The 24,744-nt window shown below is 36.5% G+C and carries 20 protein-coding genes and 1 pseudogene; 12 read left to right on the forward strand and 9 right to left on the reverse strand.

The window, feature by feature from the left end; genetic code table 11:
- The first annotated feature begins 5 nt into the window (after positions 1–5).
- From H6F32_RS12055 to H6F32_RS12075, 5 genes are all read left to right on the forward strand, one after another.
- The gene (locus H6F32_RS12055) at positions 6–596 is read left to right on the forward strand and encodes a DUF3177 family protein (RefSeq protein WP_190369579.1); all 591 of its coding nucleotides are present in this window, start codon (positions 6–8) and stop codon (positions 594–596) included.
- A gap of 105 nt (positions 597–701) precedes the next feature.
- Entirely contained in the window at positions 702–1,004 is a 303-nt protein-coding gene (locus tag H6F32_RS12060) for a hypothetical protein (protein ID WP_199294554.1), read from the forward strand.
- Between the two features lie 313 nt (positions 1,005–1,317).
- On the forward strand, positions 1,318–2,442 hold the full coding sequence (gene cbiD, locus H6F32_RS12065) for a cobalt-precorrin-5B (C(1))-methyltransferase CbiD (protein ID WP_190369580.1): 1,125 nt from the start codon (positions 1,318–1,320) through the stop codon (positions 2,440–2,442).
- Positions 2,443–2,566: 124 nt separating this feature from the next.
- Positions 2,567–3,547, forward strand: coding sequence for an ATP-binding cassette domain-containing protein (locus H6F32_RS12070; RefSeq protein WP_190369581.1), 981 nt, complete (start codon positions 2,567–2,569; stop codon positions 3,545–3,547).
- 313 nt (positions 3,548–3,860) lie between these two features.
- Complete coding sequence (locus H6F32_RS12075; RefSeq protein WP_190369582.1) at positions 3,861–4,649, forward strand: ABC-2 family transporter protein; 789 nt, start codon at positions 3,861–3,863, stop codon at positions 4,647–4,649.
- 192 nt (positions 4,650–4,841) lie between these two features.
- Here the strand turns inward: H6F32_RS12075 and H6F32_RS12080 are convergent, their stop codons facing one another.
- From H6F32_RS12080 to H6F32_RS12090, 3 genes are all read right to left on the reverse strand, one after another.
- Positions 4,842–5,240, reverse strand: a complete 399-nt coding sequence (locus tag H6F32_RS12080) for a CAAD domain-containing protein (protein WP_190369583.1) — start codon at positions 5,238–5,240, stop codon at positions 4,842–4,844.
- Positions 5,241–5,374: 134 nt separating this feature from the next.
- Positions 5,375–5,761 carry a GFA family protein gene (locus tag H6F32_RS12085; protein WP_190369584.1) on the reverse strand — a complete coding sequence of 129 codons (387 nt, stop codon included), beginning with the start codon at positions 5,759–5,761 and terminating at the stop codon, positions 5,375–5,377.
- An 82-nt stretch (positions 5,762–5,843) separates the two neighbouring features.
- A complete protein-coding gene (locus H6F32_RS12090; protein ID WP_190369585.1) occupies positions 5,844–7,352 on the reverse strand; it encodes a CIA30 family protein in 1,509 nt (502 codons plus the stop codon).
- 61 nt (positions 7,353–7,413) lie between these two features.
- On the opposite strand from H6F32_RS12090, the gene H6F32_RS12095 reads away from it, so the two are divergent.
- Entirely contained in the window at positions 7,414–7,914 is a 501-nt protein-coding gene (locus tag H6F32_RS12095; RefSeq protein WP_190369586.1) for a HugZ family protein, read from the forward strand.
- Positions 7,915–7,986: 72 nt separating this feature from the next.
- Entirely contained in the window at positions 7,987–9,174 is a 1,188-nt protein-coding gene (locus H6F32_RS12100; RefSeq protein ID WP_190369587.1) for a glycoside hydrolase family 10 protein, read from the forward strand.
- Positions 9,175–9,620: 446 nt separating this feature from the next.
- Here the strand turns inward: H6F32_RS12100 and H6F32_RS12105 are convergent, their stop codons facing one another.
- Positions 9,621–9,839 (reverse strand): DUF4327 family protein, encoded by a 219-nt coding sequence (locus tag H6F32_RS12105; protein ID WP_190369588.1) that lies wholly within the window; start codon positions 9,837–9,839, stop codon positions 9,621–9,623.
- A 667-nt stretch (positions 9,840–10,506) separates the two neighbouring features.
- On the opposite strand from H6F32_RS12105, the gene H6F32_RS12110 reads away from it, so the two are divergent.
- The 5 genes and pseudogenes from H6F32_RS12110 to ftsY all read left to right on the forward strand — a co-directional run bounded on the left by H6F32_RS12110 (position 10,507) and on the right by ftsY (position 14,882).
- The gene (locus H6F32_RS12110; RefSeq protein WP_190369589.1) at positions 10,507–11,346 is read left to right on the forward strand and encodes an HpsJ family protein; all 840 of its coding nucleotides are present in this window, start codon (positions 10,507–10,509) and stop codon (positions 11,344–11,346) included.
- Between the two features lie 220 nt (positions 11,347–11,566).
- Positions 11,567–11,794, forward strand: a pseudogene (locus H6F32_RS12115) (glycosyltransferase family 2 protein); the annotation flags it as partial.
- Between the two features lie 92 nt (positions 11,795–11,886).
- On the forward strand, positions 11,887–12,567 hold the full coding sequence (locus H6F32_RS12120; protein ID WP_190369591.1) for a DUF502 domain-containing protein: 681 nt from the start codon (positions 11,887–11,889) through the stop codon (positions 12,565–12,567).
- Between the two features lie 66 nt (positions 12,568–12,633).
- Complete coding sequence (gene nusB / locus H6F32_RS12125; protein WP_190369592.1) at positions 12,634–13,275, forward strand: transcription antitermination factor NusB; 642 nt, start codon at positions 12,634–12,636, stop codon at positions 13,273–13,275.
- A 101-nt stretch (positions 13,276–13,376) separates the two neighbouring features.
- Positions 13,377–14,882 (forward strand): signal recognition particle-docking protein FtsY, encoded by a 1,506-nt coding sequence (gene ftsY / locus H6F32_RS12130; RefSeq protein WP_190369593.1) that lies wholly within the window; start codon positions 13,377–13,379, stop codon positions 14,880–14,882.
- A gap of 205 nt (positions 14,883–15,087) precedes the next feature.
- Here ftsY and psbA read toward each other — a convergent pair whose 3' ends face one another.
- From psbA to H6F32_RS12155, 5 genes are all read right to left on the reverse strand, one after another.
- Positions 15,088–16,170: a photosystem II q(b) protein gene (gene psbA, locus H6F32_RS12135; RefSeq protein WP_190369594.1), complete on the reverse strand. Its 1,083-nt coding sequence runs from the start codon at positions 16,168–16,170 to the stop codon at positions 15,088–15,090.
- Between the two features lie 351 nt (positions 16,171–16,521).
- Positions 16,522–17,919 carry a family 2B encapsulin nanocompartment shell protein gene (locus tag H6F32_RS12140; RefSeq protein ID WP_190369595.1) on the reverse strand — a complete coding sequence of 466 codons (1,398 nt, stop codon included), beginning with the start codon at positions 17,917–17,919 and terminating at the stop codon, positions 16,522–16,524.
- Between the two features lie 180 nt (positions 17,920–18,099).
- Positions 18,100–19,509, reverse strand: a complete 1,410-nt coding sequence (locus H6F32_RS12145; protein WP_190369596.1) for a family 2B encapsulin nanocompartment shell protein — start codon at positions 19,507–19,509, stop codon at positions 18,100–18,102.
- A gap of 236 nt (positions 19,510–19,745) precedes the next feature.
- Positions 19,746–22,094, reverse strand: a complete 2,349-nt coding sequence (locus tag H6F32_RS12150; RefSeq protein WP_190369597.1) for a family 2 encapsulin nanocompartment cargo protein terpene cyclase — start codon at positions 22,092–22,094, stop codon at positions 19,746–19,748.
- A 793-nt stretch (positions 22,095–22,887) separates the two neighbouring features.
- Positions 22,888–24,387 (reverse strand): MBOAT family protein, encoded by a 1,500-nt coding sequence (locus H6F32_RS12155; protein ID WP_190369598.1) that lies wholly within the window; start codon positions 24,385–24,387, stop codon positions 22,888–22,890.
- Positions 24,388–24,744: the final 357 nt, after the last annotated feature.

Raw genomic sequence — 24,744 nt, forward strand, 5'->3', positions numbered from 1 at the left:
CTATTATGACACAAGTATGGTTTCGCCCTTATGTCTGGATGGACTATAGACTAGGGTTATTATTTACTCTCATTATTCCTGTTATTCTCCTCCTTTGGTGTTTTGTGCAGAAATCTGACGCAATGCAACGCTTATTAGTAATCTATTTTCGGGTAGCTAGTTTATTAGCTATTAGCATATATTTAATGATTGGTAATTTTGGAGTTAGTTTTATATCTGCTTTAATGGGAAAGGTTCTTATTCCCACATCATTGTGGTTTTGGATGGATATCAATGATGAAATTGATTATTATCCTAGTGGGTTGTTAAAAGTAATTTTTACAGGTTGGCGTTGGGCTACCACTATGTATTGTACATTGGGAGCGATCGCTCTTGTACCTTTTTTAAGTTGTGCTTTTTCTGAAGGTGCTTTAAAAACTCCCTATTGTACTGTATGGTTGGAGGCACCATTGTTGTTTAAGGAATATTTCCATCAAAATAGTACACCTGCTTTTCTGGGTTCTCTCGGTATTATGGGTTTAGCTATTTATATTTGTTATTTGATTTACTTTGTTTCGTTTAAACTTGGCAAATATGGACGTTCTACTATTCATTAGGAGTTGGGAGTGGGGAGTCGCAATTTAAACTTTGGAATTTTCCCGACTCCTGTGCACTTCACACTACACTCATTCTACACCTTACTGATGTTCCCATCTACAACAATGATTAAAGATTCTCTCGGTAAAAAACTAGAACAATATACTCTCAAAAAACCTCAAGAAGTTTTAATTGTGCGTGGAGAAATAGAAAATAAGTCTGATGTCATTTTAATCTTTAAAGGTTTTTCTAGTTCTTTAATGCACCCAACCGCTTTTGATCCTGATATCCCAGTATTACCGGATGTATTCAAAATAATCAGTATTGATCGCGTCGCTAGTCCATATAATCCTGACTCACCTCGCTATATTCAACAAAATCTCTCTTTGTCAGATATGGAGTTCTTGCTTTCAGATATTGGTTTGTAGCTATCAGCTATTTTATTTAAAATTTAAAAAAAATTTAAAAAAAATTTAAAAATTTTTTGCGGACCAAAATAGTTGACTTTTTTTGCTAGGGGTGATAATCTTTGAGAATGATACTCTTATAATGGGAATAGTTGCGAAAAAAGTTTGTTGCTTATGTTCGATTATATTTAATATGATTATCATACCACAACTCACACCGCCAGGAACCCAAAAAAAAGGGCGCGTTTTTTTAAAAAACTTATCAAAAACCAAGAGATTAATAATTTAAACTTATATTGTAATTTTGATCTTTTCACCCTAAACTCTATCACTTATGTCTAAATCTGGATATACTCTACCGGTGTTTGCGTGTGCGTCTGCCGTTGCTGCTTTAAGATATTTACGTAATTCTCAAGCTATATCTACTGTTTCTGTAAATTTAATTACACCTAAAGAAATTGTAGAAATTCCCATAGAACAAGTTGCGAGTATATCATCAAATCAAGTGTTAGCTATTACTCGTTCTGATCCTGGTGATAATTTAGATTTAACTAAAAATACTCCAATTTGGGCAATAGTAGAATGGTATCAAGGCGATGGTGAAAATATCATTATTGTAGGTGGAGAAGGTATAGGAATACAAGATGCCGGAAAAGGAAAAGCAGCGATTTATAGTTATGCTCAAATATTGTTGAGAGAAAATTTACAACCTTTGCTAGAATTTCACCAAAAGATTAAAGTTACTATTATTTTACCAGAAGGGCGATCGCTGGCGGTAAGAACTTCCAACTCTGCCTTTGGTGTAGTAGAGGGTTTATCATTATTAGGTACAAGTGGAATTTCTCAACCTTTAAGCACTCCTGAACAATTAGCAGCTTTTCAAAGTGATTTAGAAACTAAAGCAGCGAATTTTTCTACTTTAGTATTTTGTATTGGAGAAAATGGTTTAGACTTAGGGAAGAAGTTAGGTATTAAGGAAAAGCAATTAGTCAAAACAGCGAATTGGTTAGGTCCGATGTTAGTGAGTGCGAGTATTTTAGGAGTATCAGAAATTTTATTATTTGGGTATCATGGAAAATTACTCAAGTTAGCTGGGGGGATATTCCATACACATCATCATCTGGCCGATGGTCGTCGAGAAATATTAACGTCCCATTGTGCTATGGTAGGATTATCATCGCCCCATATAGAAACAGTTTTTCATAGTTCCACCGCAGAGGGAGCGTTGAATTATTTGCGTTCGGTGAAAAATGATGATCATAATTGGGTTAATTTAGTTTATGATGCGATCGCGAATACCATAGATGCACGCTGTCAGGAATATATTAAAAGCCATAATGAAAAAAACCATCAAAGTACCGTTTGTGGTTCAGTATTATTTGATAGAGATCGGAATATACTAGTTAAAAGTGAAATTGGTAGTAAGTTATTTTCTAAACTATGCAATAATGCTGATTAGATAATTTGTAAAGTATCCCATAAAGATCCCCGACTTCTTTAAGAAGTAGGGGATCTGCACCTTATTTGATATGATGATGTAATGATGCCAAATTTTATCAAAATCAATTTTTAGGAATAGTATTATGTCCATTATTATTGCTGAAAACATTAGTAAAACCTATCCTGTAGCGACTAAAGAACCAGGAATAAAAGGAACAATAAACCATTTTTTCAAGCGAAAATACAGAAAAATTCATGCAGTTAAAGATATCTCATTTAAAATTGAACCTGGAGAAATGGTAGGTTTTTTAGGTCCAAATGGAGCAGGGAAAACCACGACTTTAAAAATGCTCACAGGGTTAATTTATCCTTCTCATGGTAGAATTAGAGTAGCTGATTTTGTGCCATTTAATCGTCAACAGGAATTTTTACAAAAAATTACCTTAGTCATGGGACAAAAACAGCAATTAATTTGGGATTTACCCGCCTTAGATTCCCTAAAAATTAACGCCGCAGTGTATAATATTTCCGAGAGAGAATTTCAGCGTCGTGTTGGTGAATTAACAGAAATGTTATCCTTAGCAGGTAAATTAACCCAACCAGTGCGAAAATTGTCATTAGGGGAAAGAATGAAAGCAGAATTATTAGCAGCGCTGTTACATCGTCCCCAAGTTTTATTTTTAGATGAACCAACTTTAGGTTTAGATATTAATGCTCAAGTAGGAGTAAGACAATTTTTAAAAGAGTATAATAAACTGTATCAAGCCACCATCTTATTAACAAGTCATTACATGGCAGATATTACAGCTTTATGTTCTAGAGTTTTATTAATTCATCAAGGACTATTAATGTATGATGGTAGATTGAATGGGCTTTTAGAACGTTTTGCACCCTATCGAGAAGTGTATGTAGAATTATCTGAAATAATACCGCAAGAAACATTAATTAAATATGGAGAAATAAATAAAATAGATGGTAGAACAGTGAGATTTCTTGTCAAGCAAGAAGCACTAACTCAAACTGTATCACTAATTTTATCGGAGTTAGAAGTGATAGACTTAACGGTAGCAGAACCTCCGGTAGAAGAAGTGATTGGTAAAGTTTTTCAAGCTGGAAATGTGTAAGTATATGATGCAATTGTTCTTGTTAATTACCAACCATGTCAGACTCCATAAATTCTATCAATCAACAGATTTATAATACAGCACATTCCATCTACAAGAGGTATACTATGAACACAGCAAGACTTGTACTGAGCTTGTCGAAGTATACCTGTGTTACAAGGGTTTTATCATTAACATCTGTACCTCATAATAACGGAAACTGCTGTATCTGACCCATCCTAAAATACCTAATTTTTTTCTTTTTTTTCTTTTTTTTCTTTTTTTTTCAAAATTCAAATATGAGTCCTATATCAAACAAATTAGCAAACAAATTATGAAACAAACTGTTAAAAAAATCAGAGCCTTCTTTTCAGTATACTATGCTTATATGCTAGAATATCGCTCAGAAATATTATTATGGGTGTTATCGGGTTCTTTACCAATTATCATGATGGGTATTTGGATGGAAGCTGCTGATAAAGGTAACTTTGGGTTAAAAAGTATAGATTTTGCACGCTATTTTTTATCTGTGTTTCTGGCTAGACAAATAACACTTGTGTGGGTAATATATGAATTTGAAAAAGAAGTTGTAGAGGGTAAACTTTCACCGAGATTATTACAACCCATAGATCCATTATGGCATTATTTTATGAATCATGTTGCAGAAAGAGTAGCTAGAATGCCCTTTATAATTTGCTTAATCATTTTATTTTTTGTATTATATCCCCAAGCATTTTGGTTGCCAAATTTTACTACTATTTTAGTATTTATGATAGTAAGTATTATGGCCTTTGCTTTGCGGTTTATAATTCAATATACCTTTGCAATGTTGTCATTTTGGACAGAAAAAAGTTCAGCAGTTGAAAATTTATTCTTGATCTTATTCTTATTTTTATCGGGAATGATAGCACCATTAGATATATTTCCTGAAGGAATTAGACAAATAGTAATGTTGACACCTTTTCCCTATATTATTAATTTTCCTGCGAGTATTTTAGTAGGATTACCAGTAGACTTATTCCGAGGATTCTTATCAATTATAGGATGGTTTCTGTTATTTTTAGGAGTGAATCGTTTATTATGGCGTGCAGGGTTAAAAAAATATTCTGGGATGGGGGCTTAAAGATGATGGTTAATAGTTAAGATATGAGTCATAAAATCAGGACTTATGCAAAACAAAAGTAGGGGTAATAGACAAACTAATTCGTAATTATGACAATAAGTAGGTTACGTCATATTAAAATACTGACATAACGAATGTAGGGGTTTAGCAATGCTAAACCCTAATTGGTAAACAGTGACTAAAAGTTAATTGTTAACCTAAAGATTGTTGCTTAAAGACACTGAGTTTTTCAGATAGTTCTTTACGACTTTCAGCCTTTAGTAAATAACGAAAAGCGAACCATAAAGAATAACCTAAACCAATTAATTCAAAAGTTGGTTGTAACAAAGGTATGGTATTCACAGCATTAAGCATAGCAATCATAACTTTCACTGTGACAAATGCTGATAAAATCAAAACAATAGTTAACAAACCTTGCTGATTTTGGGTATAAAAACTACCTAAATAATCTGGTAGTTTATCCAAAAATTTTGCAACCTGTGCAAAAATTTTTTGAACCTCGTTTTGAGGTTTTTTAGCTGATGAAACCGAAGATAGAATATCTTTTCCATCCATGACGGATAAAACATCCACTGGTTGTTGAGTTTCCATAATTTTGATGATTTGGGAATGACGACTACTTTTTACAATTAATACCAGTCTCTAATATAACATTATCTAGCCATTATATGGCAATTCTATGGAATTTAGTTGATCATCCCAACTTCTGGAAGAAGTCGGAGTTCTTATAGTTGATTATTGATCCTATGAATATTGTCCTCCCAATTAACACCATCAAAGGGAATAATCTCAAAATTACCCATCACATCGCCATCTAAACAACGGATATTGATATCAATACAGTGTGGATGACTTCTAGGAATATAGAAAGAATGAATACCGCAAATACTACAAAATTTATGTTGTGCTATTCCGGTATTAAATTGATAGTTGGTTAAGACATCTTCTCCTTGTAATAAGGTAAAATTTTCTCGTGGTACAATTAAATGTAAAAATCCTTTTTTGCGACAAATAGAACAATTACAGTCTTGTACTTGATGATGATTAACTAATACTTCAAATCGGACTTTTCCACAATGACAACCACCATAATATGTTATAGATTCATGCATGATATTGATAACTTTTGATTAATTTTGATTAATTGTTACAGATTATTAACTAGTAGTACAGGCAGGATGCCTGTACTACCGGTTAATAATCTGATTTTAACTGAGAAAATAGCTGTTGCCAATCTCTGGAAGTGACATTATTTTCACCTTCTTTAACTTCAAAAGTGAGATTAACAGCTTGGGGATATTGTAAAGATGCAACACAAAGATCAGCTACATCATCACGGCTAATTTTACCTTTAATATGATCACCTTGATCACAAATCAATTCCTTACCTCCTGGGTTTTCTGTTAAAGCACAAGGACGAATAATAGTATAGGGAATACGGCTATTTCTTAAACTATCTTCTCCGCGTAATTTCCAAGTTAAAATTCCTCCCAACTGATCATTTAATCGCACTGCGGGAGGTTCTTCATCTAAATTAATTCCTGGTTTTCCGGGACGAGTGACACCAGCAGAACTAACTAATACAAACTGTGGTAAAATGTCATCTTGATATGCTGTAATTGTTGCTATTTCCAGGCGAAAAATTCCTGGTGAAAATTGTGGGTTTAACACTCCATCATATTCAAATTTACTTAACATTAATTGCAAAGAGCAAATTTTTTGAGTATCTATTGATGGGCATTCCTTAACAGTTTTAGCGCGAAATACAGGGACTAAATCTTGAAAAGGGATGTAAATATCTAACCAAGTATCTGCAACAGTATTAAACCCAAAAGCATAACCAATACCATCCCAAGTAGACTCTGTGCGTAAAAATATTTTATAACGTTGGCCATCACCTTTAACTTTTAATTTTATTCCTTGATATTTGGATAAATCAAGAGTTGGTGTAAAATTCCTAGTTCTGACAGAAGCAAAACCTCCGGAATTGGCAATGGAAACATTACCTGTAAATAATGCAGTATTAGCAGTAATTTGTAAGCTACTGTTACTCACTCCTCCCATTACCACATCATCTAAAGCTCCCCAAATATTTTGATAGATGCTTTTTTGTTGATCATCTAATTGAGTAAAATCGAAGATGGTTTTTTCATTAGTTTTAATTAAATATTTAGATGCTGCTTCTACAAGATTTTTTACACCTTGATATTCTACATTTTCGGGAGTATCTCCTACAATCTCTGGCTGATAAAATTTCACACCTTGATAATATTTATCACGGTTTGGAGTATCTCCTGCCACTGGTTGAACTTTAACAGAAGTACAACAAATTACCCCTTGAATATTATGCATTACTAAACTTGTTAAAGTTTCTGGTTTTGTGATATCTCCTAATACTAAATCAACATCATCATTGAGAACTGCACGAGATTTTTCAATATCTCTTACTAAACAGCGTACTTGATAACCTTGAGATATTAATTTCTTAACCACGCGTTTACCAACTCCACCAGTTGCACCTGCTACAAGAATTACAGACATATTTTTAGGTAATTTTGCTTGATTTTGATGTATTTGAGGACGAGATTTGATGAAAACATTGATGAGATTATCTATCCAGTTTAAGGGAGGAAATACCTCAAAGTAAATGAGAGTTTTCAGAAATCGGCATAAATTCCATTGAGAATTGTTGTTATTTTGCATAAGTGTTTGCTATAATCCCGAAAGTGATGGTCAATATCCCTAATTTAATAATAACCTGATTATGAGTCAAATTGCCCAAGCTCAAGCTGAATATGAGCAGTTTCCCCAGGAGTTTAGGAGTATAATGATTAGTACCGTGAATAAGGACGGTATTCCTAATAGTAGTTATTCTCCTTTTGTCATGGATGATAAATATAATATTTATATCTATGTCAGTGGTTTAGCTACTCACACTCAAAATCTGGAAGTTAATCCATCTTTAAGTGTGTTATTTATTGATGATGAGAGTAAAACTAAGGAAATTTTTGCTCGCAGAAGATTAACTTTCGATTGTACAGCAATTTTACTGGAAAAGGAAACTGAAGCATGGCAAAAAATTGTAGATCAGTTTCATGTTAGGTTTGGAGATATCATAGAAGTTTTAAGGGGTTTACCTGATTTTAGAATTTTTCAACTTAAACCTTATAGCGGTAGGTTTGTAAGAGGTTTTGGTGCTGTTTACCCTGTAAATAGTGATAACATTCACCAACTTTTAGAACTTAATCAACAGTCCATTGTATAACTTTTTTGTATAACTTTCAACATCCCCGACTTCTTAAAGCAGTCGGGGATCTGTAACTAAGGTAATAAATAGATGAATAATATGTTGATAAGTTGGCATAGAACATATCAGAGAACAGGATTTTTCGCTATGATCTTAGTTTTCAGTATGATCATAGGAATTACATTTTCTGCACCATTACAAGCTAAATTATCCAATAAAAATATTACCTCTTCAGAAATACGAGGAGTATGGTTAACTAATATTGATAGTGATGTTTTATTTGATAGCGATCGCTTAAAAAATAGTTTACAACAATTACGTAAATTTAAGTTTAATACTGTTTATCCCACTGTGTGGAATTGGGGTTATACTTTATATCCTAGCAAAGTTGCAGATCAGGAAATTGGTATAGCATTAGATCCCACTCCAGGATTGCAAAATCGTGATATGTTGCAAGAGGTAATTAATGAAGGACACAAACAAAAATTAACAGTAATTCCCTGGTTTGAATTTGGTTTTATGTCCCCTGCCGATTCATTATTAGCCAAAAAACATCCTGATTGGTTAACCAGTCGTAGTGATGGTACAAACATAGTTAAAGAAGGAATTCATGATCGAGTTTGGTTAAACCCTTTTCATCCAGAGGTACAAAAATTCATTGAAGATTTAATTGTAGAAATTGTCAGCAATTATAATATTGATGGCATACAATTTGATGATCATTTTGGTCTACCTTCAGAATTAGGTTATGATTTCTACACCACTAATTTATATAAACTAGAAAATAATGGTAAATTACCGCCAAAAGACTCCAAAGATCCTCAATGGGTAAAATGGAGAACAGATAAAATTACAGAATATATGAAACGAGTTTTTGCAGCTATTAAAAAGAATAATAAAAATTGTATAGTTTCCGTAGCACCAAACCCTCAAAGATTTTCTTATGAATACTTTTTAGCAGATTGGCAAAAATGGGAAAGAATGGGATTAATAGAAGATTTAGTATTACAAGTTTATCGTAATGATTTAAAAGTATTTACCAGTGAATTAGCATATCCAGAAGTCCAAGCGGCAAAAAAACATATTCCTGTGAGTATTGGTATTTTAGCTGGTTTAAAAAATCGTTCTGTACCTATGACACAAATTCAAAGTCAGGTAGAAAAAGTCCGGGACCAAAAATTTGCGGGTATTTCTTTCTTCTACTATGAAACTCTTTGGAATATCAGCAAAGAAAAAGCACAAAAACGTCAACAAACCTGGCAGAAAATATTAAAGTGAATCAAAATTACTCCTTTACAAAAATTTGTATGAAAAAACTTTGCGATCGCGTATCCTATAATCGGACTCTAATTTAGAAATTATCACACTTGCTGATTTCTTTGTTAATTAATCATTGGCAAAATCTAACGTTGCTGACTAAATAAAATCAAAACTTAGAACAATTTACCACAAGTTTCAATTTACTTCTATGACTTACGTCACACTATCAGCAACGCCAGATTTTATCTACTTCAATTGTCCGTTTAAAAGACTTGATTTAATTATTACACAAGTTTTTAACTTTTAAGAGGATGTTTTAAAAGTATTGGGCGAATATCATAAGGCTTATGCCACGCTGCGCTATTCCTACTACACAAACCCAGGGTTTTGTCTGTGTGCAAGATAAACCGCGATTTCTAATCGCCGATTTTAGTATTAATTTAGACTTTACAAACATCCTCTAATTAATCATCATCCCATGCTTCTACCGCTAATAAATCTCCGATGGTATCTTGCATAGTAAAATCGAAGTCTAACAGTTCTTTTTTCCAGTGTGGCCACTTATCTTCACAAAGGAAGGCAATTTTCCAGATTTTATCTGTAGGCTTGATAATGTTTGATTCTACGAGTGATTGCACTTTGTGTTGCAATTCCACCATAGGGTGAATTACTTTCTGAGTCATAACTGCAATGTATTTGTGTTTTTTATTATGCAAATGCTTGATTAAAACTGCTTTCCATTTGCCAATTTTTGTCAGTGCGTAGGGCGCAGTATTATTTTGGTAAAGCTAGTCTTAACTATTTCAGTTTATCACAACTTTGGAAAAACAGTTGTTAAGAATTGGATTTTGAGAAGGTTAGTTTTAGTAGTCATTTACTACTGCCAACTATTATAGCATAGTTTTTGATTTAATCAAGGGTTTTGTGAAAAAATTTTTCCTGGTTTCTAGGAAATTACAACAGCAAGACTATCAATATTGCAATATATTTTGTATCTTATTCACACATAATAAAGAGTATTAAAGTATTTTTGCAAAGATTATATCTAGTTTTATGACCCTGTTTTCTGCTAACTATATGTAGTAAAAGGATTATCATATTAATTAGTTAAAAGTTTTACTGAATTTTTATCAGTAAAATTGATGTTTAGAGTTGTCACAACATTATTTTAATAGCTCTAAATATGATAATTAATCTATTTAGGACTTGCGTAAGTGTCATAGCAAAAATATGTTGTGATGTGTATTATAAGGCATAAACTCTGTAAATAAACAGATTATGCCAGACGCACCCTATCAATATAGGAATTGCGTAAGTCTTGCTATTGTATCAATCTTCCGCTGAGAAATTATGGCTAATCGTGTTTCTAGTTCTAATATATCTCTTTGGCTAAAGTTAATTGGGATTATCTGCCTGTTGTCATTCTTTGTAGATTTTATATTTCTGTTATTTCCGTTTCGACCCACTGATAAACTATGGCAAATTGGTTTAGTTAGAAATGTGGTAGATCGTGGTATTGTTCCTTTAGTTGGGTTAGGAATAATGATGATTGCATACTGGTTTGATGGTCTTACTCACAGTAATCGTAGTTCAAGGTTAAATTTAAAAAGGTTAAATTTCAAAGTACCAGTATTTATCCTATCCAGTATTTTAGGTTTGATGTTTTTACTGATGGTTCCTTTACACTTAAATAATGTTAATCAAGTCAAGGTTCAAGCATTGCAACGTTATACTCAAGAAAGTAATCAGTTAGAAGCGCAAGTTCAAAAAAAGTTACAGGAAATTCAAAGCCAGTTAACTAATGAACAAATAAAAGCGAATTTAGATAAGCAGAGACTTGAATTAAAAGAACAGTTATCTACTCAGTTAAACGAATTGATTAAAGATGAGCAAAAGTATAATCAAGCTCTGAATAATAATCAATTGCCAGAAGTGCAGAGAAAGTTACTTGAGGAATATAAAACAAATCCTAGAGTCTTAGATAATTTTATTGCCCAACAAACCAATCCTGAACAGTTAGCACAACAAAGAATTACACAAATTAGATCACAAAAAGAAGAACGTTTGAACAAGACTCAAGAGGATGCTTCCAAGGAGTTAAGAATTAGTATTAACAGTATATTGTTGTCCATTGGTTATATCCTAATTGGTTGGACAGGGCTAAAAAGTTTACGAGTTGGTAGTAATTAAAGTTACTAAAATAGGCGATTGTAAATCGCGTCTACACAGACAAGAACTACATACGCAGTTATAGTATATTGAAATATATACTGATACAAAGTATATAAAGTATATAAAGTTTTATGCGTAGAGGTAAAATGTATTCGCCTATAGATCACTTTTTCAAAATCCTGGGAAACTAAAATTAGCAACTCAGTAGTTACCAGTTAATTACCAGTGAGAAAAATCAATGTTTTCTATATTATATACTTACTCACAACAGATAGATATTGCGGCTTGTATTGAGTCAGCGATGTTATCTGATGATATAATTGTGGTAGGCTCATCTAGTGGAGATAGTGGCGATCGCACCTTAGAAAATACTCATCCTTATCCTGTTCGCGTTGTGGAAGATCCTTTTGAAAATCATGGTAAACAGCGCGTCTGGGTGTTAGAATCTATTATTACCAAATATGACTTAAATGTTATATATCTAGCTAAGAAAGAGAGTTTAGGTTGTTTTGAACAAGAGAAATTAATCACAAGTATATGTAAAAAAGGAGATGAGATTTGCTAATTGAGAAGATAAAGCAGGACTTAAAAAATGATTTGATAGCTGGGTTATTAGTGGTAATTCCCTTAGCAACTACGATCTGGTTAACAATTACTATAGCAGATTGGGTAATTGATTTTTTAACTAGAATACCTAAACAGTTAAACCCCTTTGATGGCTTAAATCCAATTTTAGTGAATGTGCTCAATTTTCTGGTAGGATTAACTGTACCACTATTAAGTATTTTAGTGATTGGCTTAATGGCTAGAAACATCGTGGGAAGATGGCTCTTAGATGTGGGAGAAAGACTATTACAAGCTATTCCCCTAGCTGGCCAAGTGTATAAAACCCTGAAACAACTATTAGAAACATTACTAAAAGATTCTAATGGAAAATTCAACCGTGTGGTATTAGTAGAGTATCCACGTCGAGGAGTATGGGCGATCGCATTTGTAACAGGATCAATAAGCAATGAAATTCAAAATCAAATGTCAGTTCCCGTATTAAGTGTATTTGTTCCTACTACACCTAATCCAACGACGGGATGGTACACAGTAGTACCAGTGGATGAGGTAGTTAATTTATCAATATCTGTAGAAGATGCTTTTAAAATAGTAGTATCTGGCGGTATTGTAGCTCCCAATTCACAAATTATACCAGAAGGAGCTTTAGCAGTCAGGAGTGAGGAGTCAGGATAAGGAATTTTTACCTCACTCAAATTCCGTACTTGGCAAACCACAATATACCATAGAATAAATCTTACTATGCAAAAACGTAAACCTCAACAAATAGCCAGGGAGTTGGCGCTTTTAAGTCTCAGTCAACTACCAGTTAGCACGAAAAAACTAGAAAATTTATCAGATGAGCAATTGGTGTCTAAACTAGTATTAGGTGCGGTAAGAACCTTGACATTGGAAGTGCAGGATACCTTAAATAATGCAGCAGGTGAACTACAAAGAAGTAATGATAAATTATTAAGTAGTGAAACGAGAGCGTCAGACTTAAATACAGCCAGAGCAATGTTAAAAGAAGCGATCGCACATACACAAACAGCAATAAATCAATTAGGATCATCAGTAGATTTTCCTGAGCTTATACAGTTAGCGAACCAAGATAGGGAAGTTCGTAATTATGCCAAGGAGATTATCATTACCGTTAATGAAAATCGGAGTATGATAGATCAATATATTGCTCATGGTTTGGTAGATTGGCAAGTAGCCAGACTAGCACAAATTGATAGAGATATTTTACAAATAGCAGTGGCGGAAATGAAGTTTATGAATGTTCCTAATAGTATCGCCATTAATGAAGCTGTGGAATTATCTAAACGGTATAGTGGAGAAGATGGACATCGTTTTATTAATGGTGTACTCCGTCGAGTTAGTGAACAAAAACAAATAGCTTAGAAATTGATAATTGACAATTAATAATTGTTAATTATCATGAATTAATATGATCAAATTCTGCCCATTGTCTCATTGTATTCTCTAGTTATATTAACACGAAAATGACTTTTAACTGGTTTCGTCGTCCCAATAATGAATCTCCTGAACAAAATCAAGAAAATCAAGTGGAAAATTCTATTGTAGAAGAAAATGCACCCGCAGAAACTACAATAGATACTGCTGACTTATTAGCATTTGCCAAAGCTGCTTATAAAAATATTCAAGAAAAACAAGAACAAAAAGAAACAGAAGAAACTACCACAGACACAGTTGAAAATGTGGAAAATTTAGTTATTGAAGAAATTACAACAGTAGAAAATATAGAAACAACAGTTGCAGAAATTAGTGGAGAAACTGTAGAGAAAGTTGTAGAAATAACCCAAGAAATAGTTGAAGCAGAAATATCCGCACCAAAATCATTTTTAGAACGTGCAGCAGCAGAACAACAAGCTAAACAAGAAAGACTAATTGCGACTGCTATAGATGAAACTGTAGAACCTATTGTAGAAGTTGTACAAGAAAGATTAACAACTAGCATATCTACAGATACATCTGAATTGGTATTTGATGATGGGTTTGTATGGTCAGCAGAGGTTTTAGCAGCCCAAGGTAGAAAAGCGGAAGATATTTCCATAGAAGAAATTACTTGGCTGAAAAAATTGCGTCAAGGCTTAGATAAAACTAGACGTAGTGTTTTAAATCAACTCAAGGCAATAGTTGGACAAGGACCACTTAACCAAGCAGCAGTTACAGAAATTGAAGCATTATTACTGCAAGCTGATGTGGGAGTAGAAGCAACCGATTATATTATTAATGCTCTTCAAAAGAAATTACGAGAAGAAGTTACACCTCCAGAACAGGCGATCGCTTATCTGAAAACCATTCTTCGTGATATGCTAGACACACCTATCCAAAAAGCTACTAAACGAAGTTTTGCACCGGAAAAAGAGACCCTTAACATCTGGTTAATGACAGGAGTAAACGGCGCAGGTAAAACCACAACCATCGGTAAAATAGCCCATCTTGCCCAAAAATCAGGTTATAAATGTCTTATTGGTGCTGCAGATACATTCCGCGCTGCTGCCGTAGAACAAGTGAAAGTGTGGGGAGGAAGAAGCGGAGTAGAAGTTATTGCTAATCCTGGTAAAAACACTGATCCTGCTGCTGTAGTTTTTGATGCTATTGTTGCAGCCCAAGCCAGAGAAACCGAACTATTGTTAATTGATACCGCAGGAAGGCTACAAAATAAGAAAAACCTGATGGATGAACTTAGTAAGGTGAGAAAAATCATTGATAAAAAAGCCCCAAATGCTCACATTGAATCTTTATTAGTGCTTGATGCAACGCTGGGACAAAATGGGATCAGGCAGGCCGAAGTATTTTCTCAAGCGGCTAAACTTAGTGGTGTGGTGTTAACTAAGTTAGATGGTACAGCTAAGGGTGGAGTAGCCTTAGCGGTAGTACAACAGTTAGGTTTACCCATTCGTTTTATCGGTGCTGGTGAAGGAATAGAGGATCTTCGTCCCTTTTCTAGTTATGAGTTTGTGGAAGCATTATTGAGTGATTAATTGCGGAGTATAGGGAGTACGGATAAAATTATAAGCTAATGTTACAGTAGCACAAGCATCTTGCTTGTATTAATTATTCAAGTTAAAGGCACAACAGCTTATTCTTTATTCTCACTCTGCAATGACTACCCAAACAAAAATACCCCCCATTGCTGGAGGGTATTTTTTATTTATTGCTTTGCTTAATTCAAGCTAAAACCAGGTATTAACCATTGATAGCAGGAGCGGTTAAAGCAACAGGAGCAACTTCACCAGCAGCTAAGTCTAAGGGGAAGTTGTGAGCATTACGCTCGTGCATTACTTCCATACCTAAGTTAGCGCGGTTGATGATATCAGCCCAGGTGTTGATAACACGACCTTGAGAGTCAATGATAGACTGGTTAAAGTTGAAACCGTTGAGGTTAAACGCCATGGTGCTGATACCTAAAGCGGTGAACCAAATACCAACTACTGGCCATGCAGCCAAGAAGAAGTGTAAAGAACGGCTGTTGTTGAAAGAAGCGTATTGGAAGATCAAACGACCGAAGTAACCGTGTGCTGCAACGATGTTGTAGGTTTCTTCTTCTTGACCGAATTTGTAACCGTAGTTTTGAGATTCGGTTTCAGTTGTTTCTTTAACTAAGGAAGATGTAACCAAAGAACCGTGCATTGCAGAGAACAAGCTACCACCAAATACACCAGCAACACCTAACATATGGAAGGGGTGCATCAAGATGTTGTGTTCAGCTTGGAACACGATCATGAAGTTGAATGTACCGGAGATACCTAAAGGCATACCATCGGAGAAAGAACCTTGACCAATAGGGTAGATCAAGAATACTGCGGTAGCAGATGCTAAAGGTGCAGAATAAGCTACGCAGATCCAAGGACGCATACCTAAGCGGTAAGATAATTCCCACTGACGACCTAAGTAGCAAGCGCAACCGATCAAGAAGTGGAAAATTACTAATTGGTAAGGACCACCGTTATACAACCACTCATCTAAGGAAGCAGCTTCCCAAATGGGGTAGAAGTGTAAACCAATAGCGTTAGAGGAAGGAACAACTGCACCAGAGATGATGTTGTTTCCGTAGATTAAAGAACCTGCAACTGGCTCACGGATACCGTCAATGTCAACGGGAGGAGCGGCAATGAAAGCGATGATGAAGCAGGTGGTAGCAGCTAATAGGGTAGGGATCATTAGTACGCCGAACCAGCCGATATAGATACGGTTGTCGGTGCTGGTGATCCACTCGCAAAAGCGATCCCAAACACTGGCGTTTTGACGCTGTTGTAAGGTTGTGGTCATTATTTTATAATTGCGATAATTGCGGTAATTTGTTAAACAAATCCAAGAAACGATTTTGTATTCGTTCCCACATACCAATTTAACATGACCTTACATTAATTGCAATTTTTGTTTGATTATAGTTTGATATATCAAATATAAGTTTTGGTTATCTTAGTAAGATAAAACATAAAGTAATGTAGAGAGATTGTATACAACCTCTCTACTAGAGTCTAATAAATCTATAGGTGTAATCAACATACTTAGAGATTGGTCAAGAGCCGCTTTTTAATCAGGGTTTTGCAGATTTTTATTAAAAAGGTGCCAGCCTATAGGTCATTTAAGTTAGTTTATAGTTCGCCATTAGATACCTTAAAGCCCAATTTCCACATCTTCCAAAATACCCAACGCATCAGGAATCAAAACGACAGCAGAGTAATAAAGACTAACTAAATAAGACTTAATTCCCTTGTTGTTAATTCCCGTGAACTGCACTGATAAACTGGGTTCATATTCATCAGGAATACCCGTTTTATGAAGACCGATCACCCCTTGGTTGTCTACTCCAGTCCGCATCGCTAAAATAGAAGTTGTCCCTTCCTTGGTGATAGGAATTTTATTACAGGGAAAAATCGGATAATTGCGCCAAGCGGGAACAATTTTGCCGTTTATTTCCCGACTAGGGGAATAGATCCCACGACGGTTACATTCTCGGTTAAAAGCGGCGATCGCTCGCGGATGCGCCAGGAAAAAATGAGTTTTCCGTCGGCGACACAGCAACTCATCCAGGTCATCAGGTGTTGGTGGTCCACTCCGAGTATAGACACGCTGTCCGAGGTCAGCGTTATGTAACAGTCCAAATTCACGGTTATTCAGCATTTCGTATTCTTGGCGTTCCCGTAATGCTTCAATAGTCAACCGTAACTGCTGTTCCGTCTGGTTCATCGGTTCACTATAGAGGTCAGAAACCCGCGTATTCACCTGTAAAATGGTTTGAGCGACACTTAAATCATATTCCCTTGGACTCAAATCATAATCCACAAACGTCCTTGGTAATTCCGTTTCTAGACCATGACCGGCAGACATAGCGATCGCCGATTGATTATAGCGATCCTGGGGTTTGGTTAAAATTTCCCTAAAACGGTCAAGTTGAGTCTGTAATGCTTCAGACTGGTTTAATAACTCCCGAAATGCCTGTATAGGTAAAGACAATATCGTACAACGAGTAATTGCTTGAAAACTTGCCTCCCAAGTTGCCTGTGCAGAAACAGTTGCTTCGCCGCCAAAACAATCACCATCGCCTAAAATATCCCGTAATGCTGGTCTTTCATATTTACCAGCTTTAAGTTTATTAATTTTACCGTGGGCAATCAAAAAGACTTGGTCAATTGCTTGTCCTTCCTGTGCAATAATATCACCTGCGGCAAACTCTTGTTGCACAAAACCGTTGGCTAAGGCATTTAAAACATCAATATCCTCCAGCCCTCGCAATAAAGGAAGTTCCGTCAAAGATTGAGGAATGACTTGTACTTGAGTACCTGTATTGCTAAAGCTAACCCGTCCTTCTCCCACATTGTAAGTTAAATGACGGTTCACTCGATAGCTGCCTCCCGTGACAGCGACCCAAGGTAACATTTGTAACAACCACCGAGGAGTAATGCCCTGCATTTGGGGAGGGGTTTTCGTGGTGGTGGCTAAATTTCGTGCTGCTTGGGTAGTTAAACTTAACTGAGATCCCTCTAAACTTGCCCTAATTGAAGCATCTGTCATAAAAGTAAAATTTATTTAATGTATCCTTTTGTATTGTTTAGACATCTGGTGGTAATTAAATTTACATAACCAAATTTGCATAACCACCAAACCCTTGTAGGGACAATTCATGAATTGTCCCTACCATCACCATCATTTGTGTTGTAGGGCTGAACGCAGGTTCACCCCTAGTGGGCAGGTTTACAGACCAAGTTCCACATCTTCCAGAATACCCAAGGCATCAGGAACAAGGACAGCGAGGGAGTAGTAGGCACTAACCAAGTAAGAAATCACGGCTTTTTCGTTAATTCCCATAAAACGCACCGATAAACTAGGCTGATATTCATCAGGAATACCCGTTTTATGCAGACCGATCACCCCTTGATTAGCTGCTCCCGCCCGCATTAAGATAATGGAACTGGTACGCTCCTTAGTCACAGGAATTTTATTACAAGGATAGATAGGAATACCACGCCAAGAAGGGATAGCACTATTTCCCACAGGAATGGGAGTTGGATAAAGTCCTAAACGGTTGCATTCCCGACCAAAGGCAGCAATAGTGCGAGGATGGGCTAAGAAAAAGCTCGGTTCTTTCCAAACAATGGAGATCAACTCATCAAGATCATCAGGAGTTGGTGCACCACTGCGAGTAAAAATACGTTGTTTGAGATCTGCATTATGCAACAACCCAAATTCACGGTTGTTGATCATTTCATTTTCTTGGCGTTCCCGCAGTGCTTCAATGGTTAGGCGTAATTGTTGCTCGGTTTGATTCATCGGTTCGTTGTAAAGGTCAGCTACCCTTGTATTAACCTGTAAAACGGTTTGAGCTACGCTTAACTCGTATTCCCGTGGATTCATTTCATAATCTGCAAACGTCCCAGGTAATACAGACTCGCCGGAGTGTCCTGAAGAAATATTGATACTAGCTTCCCCGTATTCATTCTGAGATTGGCTCAATTTTTCGCGGAATTTGTCTACTTGAACTTGCAAGGCTTCTGACTGGTTAACCAAGTTTTGGAAAGCCGATTGAGGCAAAGATAGAATCGTACAACGGGTAATAGCTGTCAGGGTGACATTCCAAGTATCCTCAGATTCAACTAACGCATAATCACCAAAATGATCCCCATCTGCCAGGACACCTAACACCACTTGATCATCATATTTACCAGATCCAATTTTATTGACTTTACCATGAGCAATCAATAGCACCTCAGATGCTTCTTGACCCGCTTGAATGATAACATCTCCCGCAGCAAATTCTCGCTGCACAAATTGTCTTGCTAAGGCATTTAAAACTTCAACATCTTCAAATCCCCGCAACAAAGGTAATTCAGTGAGTTCTTGGGGAATAACTTGAATTTGCGCCCCTGTGTTAGTAAAGCTAACCCGTCCATCCCCTACGGTATAGGTTAAGCGACGGTTGACACGATAAGTACCCCCGACGGTTTCAACCCAAGGCAATAATTTTAACAGCCACCGGGAGGTAATACCCTGCATTTGGGGTTGGGTTTTGGTGGTGGTCGCCAAATTTCGTGCCGCTTCAGTTCCCAAACTCATGGGCTGTTGTTCAATTTGGTTTTCTAGGGGAGTATTAGCTGAGTCCGTCATAATTAATTAATCTCCGTTAGTAAGATTTCTTGATAGATTGTTGACATACTCACCGACCTAAAGGCGCGGTGATTCTTGACGCTTCACTGACTGATGCTACCTAAGTAGTCTTACTTTGCCTCTGCGTCCGTTTAGAGTCGTGGCAATGTCCTATCCCGACTTTATTGATATTTTTGGCAGCATTTTCATCACGGTCGTGTTCAGTTCCACAATTTAAACATAGACTTAATATTCGGTTAATCTTGCTCTCCCAAGAGCGATCGGATATTGGTAGCGGAAGTCCCTAAACCTGTAGGGATACCAAATCCTCTAGATTGAACCTGACTTTTTGGGGTTTCCGGTCTGACAGTGGGTTTAATTTTCAGTCCAGCAGTTCCTAACCCTGTAAGTCCTGGGAATAACCGCTTTTCTGTGGAATTTTGCCGCAGTTCAAATTCCTTATAGCGATCCACTGCCCGATGCCACTTGAGTACACCACACATCCACTGTTCTAGTTTCTTGACGTAGCCGTATAGTTGGTTACGCGCCTTGCTATCTAGCTGGAAATCATCGCACAGTATAGATAATTCCGTAGCCACGATATGTTGAAACTGAAGGGCGCGGGAGGTCATCAGGTCGTTAACAATAGCCACCGCCTGGGCAATATCGCAGCTCAGGAAATTTTGCACGACTAGCACGCCGTTATTGAGTTCACCTTCAAATTCGATTTCTTTCTGGTAAGAAAACACATCGTTAGTTAAACAGGCGTAGTCAGCAGCCGAATTATCAATATTCTGCATGGTTCGCGTGCGGAAGACCTCTGGCGGAATCTCAAACCCTTGAGTCAGTCTAGAAAGACTCATGGTTAAATCTGAACCAAAGGTTTTACGGCGCATCTCTACATAGTCAATGGGGTCAGGAATGCGGTTTTGGGTTTGGTTGGCCAATTCCCATAACCAGCTTTCGGTCATGTCTGCGATCGCCCGACGAAACAACAGACGTGCATTAGCAGTCATGGACTGTACCGTTCTCGCCCAAATATCCCCTAACCCCCGTTCTACTGGGTTGGTTGCTTCTGGTGGCGGACTACCATCTAAGGGCATAAAGGAAAATAACCTAGCATTGAAGAGTTTCGCGCCGGCTATGTTACGGTTATAACCATAGAGAGCGGGGAAATAATCGTCCGCGTAGGTTCCCCAAACCAGCCAGCAAGCGGTTATATTCAACTCAGATGCTGCCCCATCAGGATGAATATACGCACCACATAAAGCAACATCAGCGACATCGAATTTATGGTCATCCCAGATATAAACCTCCGGCATCCCTGGTAATACATCCAGCATCCCCATGCGACGCGCCCAGTCTTTAGAATGCCGTCGCGCCTCGTCTAAATTGGGGTTTAAACTGGTGGAGAAAGGCATATAAAAGTCGGGCAGCTTCACCGGTCCCACAGGTTTGTAGGGAACATGAGTAAAGCTTTTGAACCGTTTTAGCCCCAAACTGTCCGACAAGGAACTTAAATGGGTAGCTGATGTTCCTAGTCCAGTCGGACCTGCTAATAACCAACCCGTAGCCCCAGATTTGTCCGCTTTTTTATTCATGTAGCGGCTTGATCTTGTGTGCCACTCATGTCCTCCTGACTGCCAGTCTTGCAGTCCTTTGGCATAGAGAACGACTTTCATCCGTTCATCAGGGGTTAGTGCGTATTCCTCAAATAAAGATGGCAGTTCGGTAAAAAAGGTGTTCTCAAACTGTTGCACCCGCGAGGTCAGTAGGTCATTAGTCAGGTTAGCTGCTTCTTGGGTACTAACACCGAGAAATCGCTCCAAAACCAGGATACAGTTGGCATTTTCCCCTTCTTCTTCTACTTCTCGTTGGTAGGAGAAGATATCGTTACGCAGGTGTACCCCGTCGGAAAATGTATCTTTGAGAACACGCATTGGTCGAGTTGGGGCAACACGGGCGGGAATTTCTGCCCGAACCGCGTGTTCTACTAAGTTAGCTGACCAAGGTGCGCCACCGACTTTCCGCCGCATCTCAATATATTCAATGGGGTTGGCAACGCGATGTTGGCTAATATTTGCCAATTCCCAGATAGATTCGGCTAAAAGATTAATGGTACTCTCAGAAAAACGAATGATCCAATCTTCAGAAGCATTCGGTACGGTGCGCTCCCATAGGTCAATTAGCCCCCTTTCAACCGCATTTTTGGCTTGTGGAGTCCTTTCTTGGGGCTTGATGGGCATAAACGCAGGTAAACCATCAAGATACTGCTTCGCCCCCGTCATGTCTTGAGTTCTTTTGTAAAGCTCCAGAAAATGGTCATCGAAGAAGAATACCCACACGTACCAGTCGGTTATGAGGTTAAGCATGGACTCATCGGCATCAGGATGGGTATATGCACACAGTAGGGCATAATCATGGGCATCAAACTTGCGTTCGTCCCAGATCCCGTAATCTTCTGAGTCCTTTGGCGCACCCAATATCCCCATTTCGTAAGCCCAGGCTTTAGAATGAACCCGTGCTGCTTCTAAATTGGGGTTGAGCCTTGCTGACCAAGGCACGTAAAAACTAGGCAACTCAAAGGGTTGCTTGCTGGAAGTCATTATCGTTTTGATTTCACATTGACTGTTGACTGGATAATGCAATTAAAAACCTTACTTAATAATTCTTATAACTGAGTTTTATAAGCCTTTATCAGCAAGTCCATGTAACATCCTTGTGAGGATGGTGTAATATTTAGATAAGGTCACTAAAAGCACCGATGCTCTAACTAGAGATTAAACAAAAGACAAATAATGTGCTTTAGATAGCTATCTCAAGTTTTATTTGATTTTTGGTAGTTTTTAGCCCTGTCTTAAATTACACATTCAGGAATATAAATCAAAATTATAGACTTGTACTTGAAGTACAGATTTATTTAAGATTTCCATCCTATATTCCGCTTGTAGTGTGGAATGCGGAATGTCAATCGCTAAGGGACTATGATTTCTAAGTTTAAATTTAGTGAAATATTGACGTATGACATTTTGAAGTGATCAAAAATCAGGTGTTGCTGATTTCAGGCATGATAGGGAAAAGACTATGATAAGCTAATGTGCAGCACTAACTGTATAATTAAAAAACCTAAAGTTACAGTAGCACAAGCATCTTGCTTGTATTAATTATTCAAGTTAAAAGCACAACAGCTTAAGCTAATGTGCAGCACTAACTGTATAATTAAAAAAACCTAAAGTTACAGTAGCACAAGCATCTTGCTTGTATTAATTATTCAAGTTAAAAGCACAATAGCTTAGAACATTGATTGCATAATATTTGATTTTGAGCGGTATTAGTTTTTAGCGATCGCTAATAGCTAATAAATATCATACCCCAATTCAGCAACGCCCTGGGGTTGGATCAAAAATCAAAGTATATATAAGGTAAACTTCCCTCTGGTGCAAGTATCCACACTGCATATAAACAAATGGGAACAAATACCAGTTTTAATGGCCAACTTAATTCAACTTTTAAACCTCTTTTGAAAACATAGGATATTAACATTATTATTGACAAAAATATCAACAACCAAGTAATTTGATATTGAGTGATATTCAAAGCCTCAATGTAAACTTTTTCCGCAAATTGTTGATCAGCACTGTATCCCCAAAGATGTTGAATTGCTAAAGTAGAATCTTGTAAATTAGGTAAACGAAACCAGATCCAAGTGGTAAAAACCATTAATTGTGTTAATAACCAAGCTAAAATTATTCCTAGTGGTGTTTTCCATAATGTGCCTAATATTTGCCAATGGGAACACAGAGCATAATTTAAACGATGCACTACTAAAGCTAAACCATGTAATACTCCCCAAATAATAAAACCCCAGGATGAACCATGCCAAATTCCTGCGACAATCATTACTATTAGTAAGTTGATACAGGTACGCATTAAACCACTACGAGAACCTCCTAATGGAAAGTACAAATAGTTGCGTAACCAGTCTCCTAATGTTATGTGCCAACGTCGCCAAAAATCGGCAATACTAGTAGTAAAATAGGGATAATCAAAGTTTTCTGGTAATGCTAACCCAAATAATAATGCTGTTCCTCTGGCAATGTCTACATAACCATTAAAGTCTAAATACAATTGTAAGCCATAAGCAAAAGTTGCTAACCAGATATCTATACTACCTGCTCTTTGTAAGTTAGCAAAACATAAATCTACAAATATACCTAAATTATCTGCTAATATACCTTTTTTGACTGCACCTGTAGCTATTAACCATAATCCTTCTGAGATTTTATCAATACTGGGAAAACTAATTTCATTAAATTGTCCTATGAGGTTATGATAGCGAGTAATTGGTCCAGAAATCAGTTTAGCAAAAAATAATTTATAGGAGGCAAATTGAATAAATTTGGTGGTAGATGGTGCGCCTCTATACACATCTATTAAATACGCAATACATTCAAAGATGAAGAACGAAATTCCTAGAGGTGCTATTAATTTAATTACAGTATCGTGAGAGTTGTTACCTATGTTAAAAATTATTTTTAATATGCCATTGATATATTTAAATCCTAGTAAAATCAATAGATTTAATATTATCCCTATCCATAATACTTTAATTCTTCTTTGATTCCAATCTGCTTGGGCAAATTGCCATTCTTCGTTAGATAAGTTCCAATTTTGGAAGTGTTTTACTGGGGATGTATTGCTACCAATTTCTAATCCTAAGCGGAAGTTGATATAGGTTAAAGCTAATATTAATGGTACATATTGGAGGCTTAAAGAAGCATAAAAAACTATGCTGGCTATTAGTAAGATAATTAATCTAATATAAGATAAGGAAATAGTCCAGTACAGTCCTAATACACTGAATAAGAAAATTGCATAAAAGATGGAAATAAATTTCATTTTTGATCTGTGATATTTATGATTATTTGTGATTGATGTTTAAGGTAATTATCCTAAATTATATATAAGCTAATATGCAGCACTCACTGTATAATTAAAAAACCTGAGGTTACAGTAGCACAAGCATCTTGCTTGTATTAATTATTCAAGTTAAAAGCACAACAGCTTACTTAGGACTTTCGCAAGTGTCACACTAAAAAATCTGTTGAGTGGGTGCGTCAGATATGAACAATTTGGTTATTTACATGATTTATACTGTGTGACGTGGTTAGTGAGCTTGTCGAACCATACCCTGCCAATGTGCCAGTTGCGTAAGTCCTGATACTATTGGAAATTCCTTAGTACCGCAGGGCAGAA

Origin of the sequence: Anabaena sp. FACHB-1237 (assembly GCF_014696225.1) — a bacterium.
Lineage (GTDB): Bacteria > Cyanobacteriota > Cyanobacteriia > Cyanobacteriales > Nostocaceae > FACHB-1237.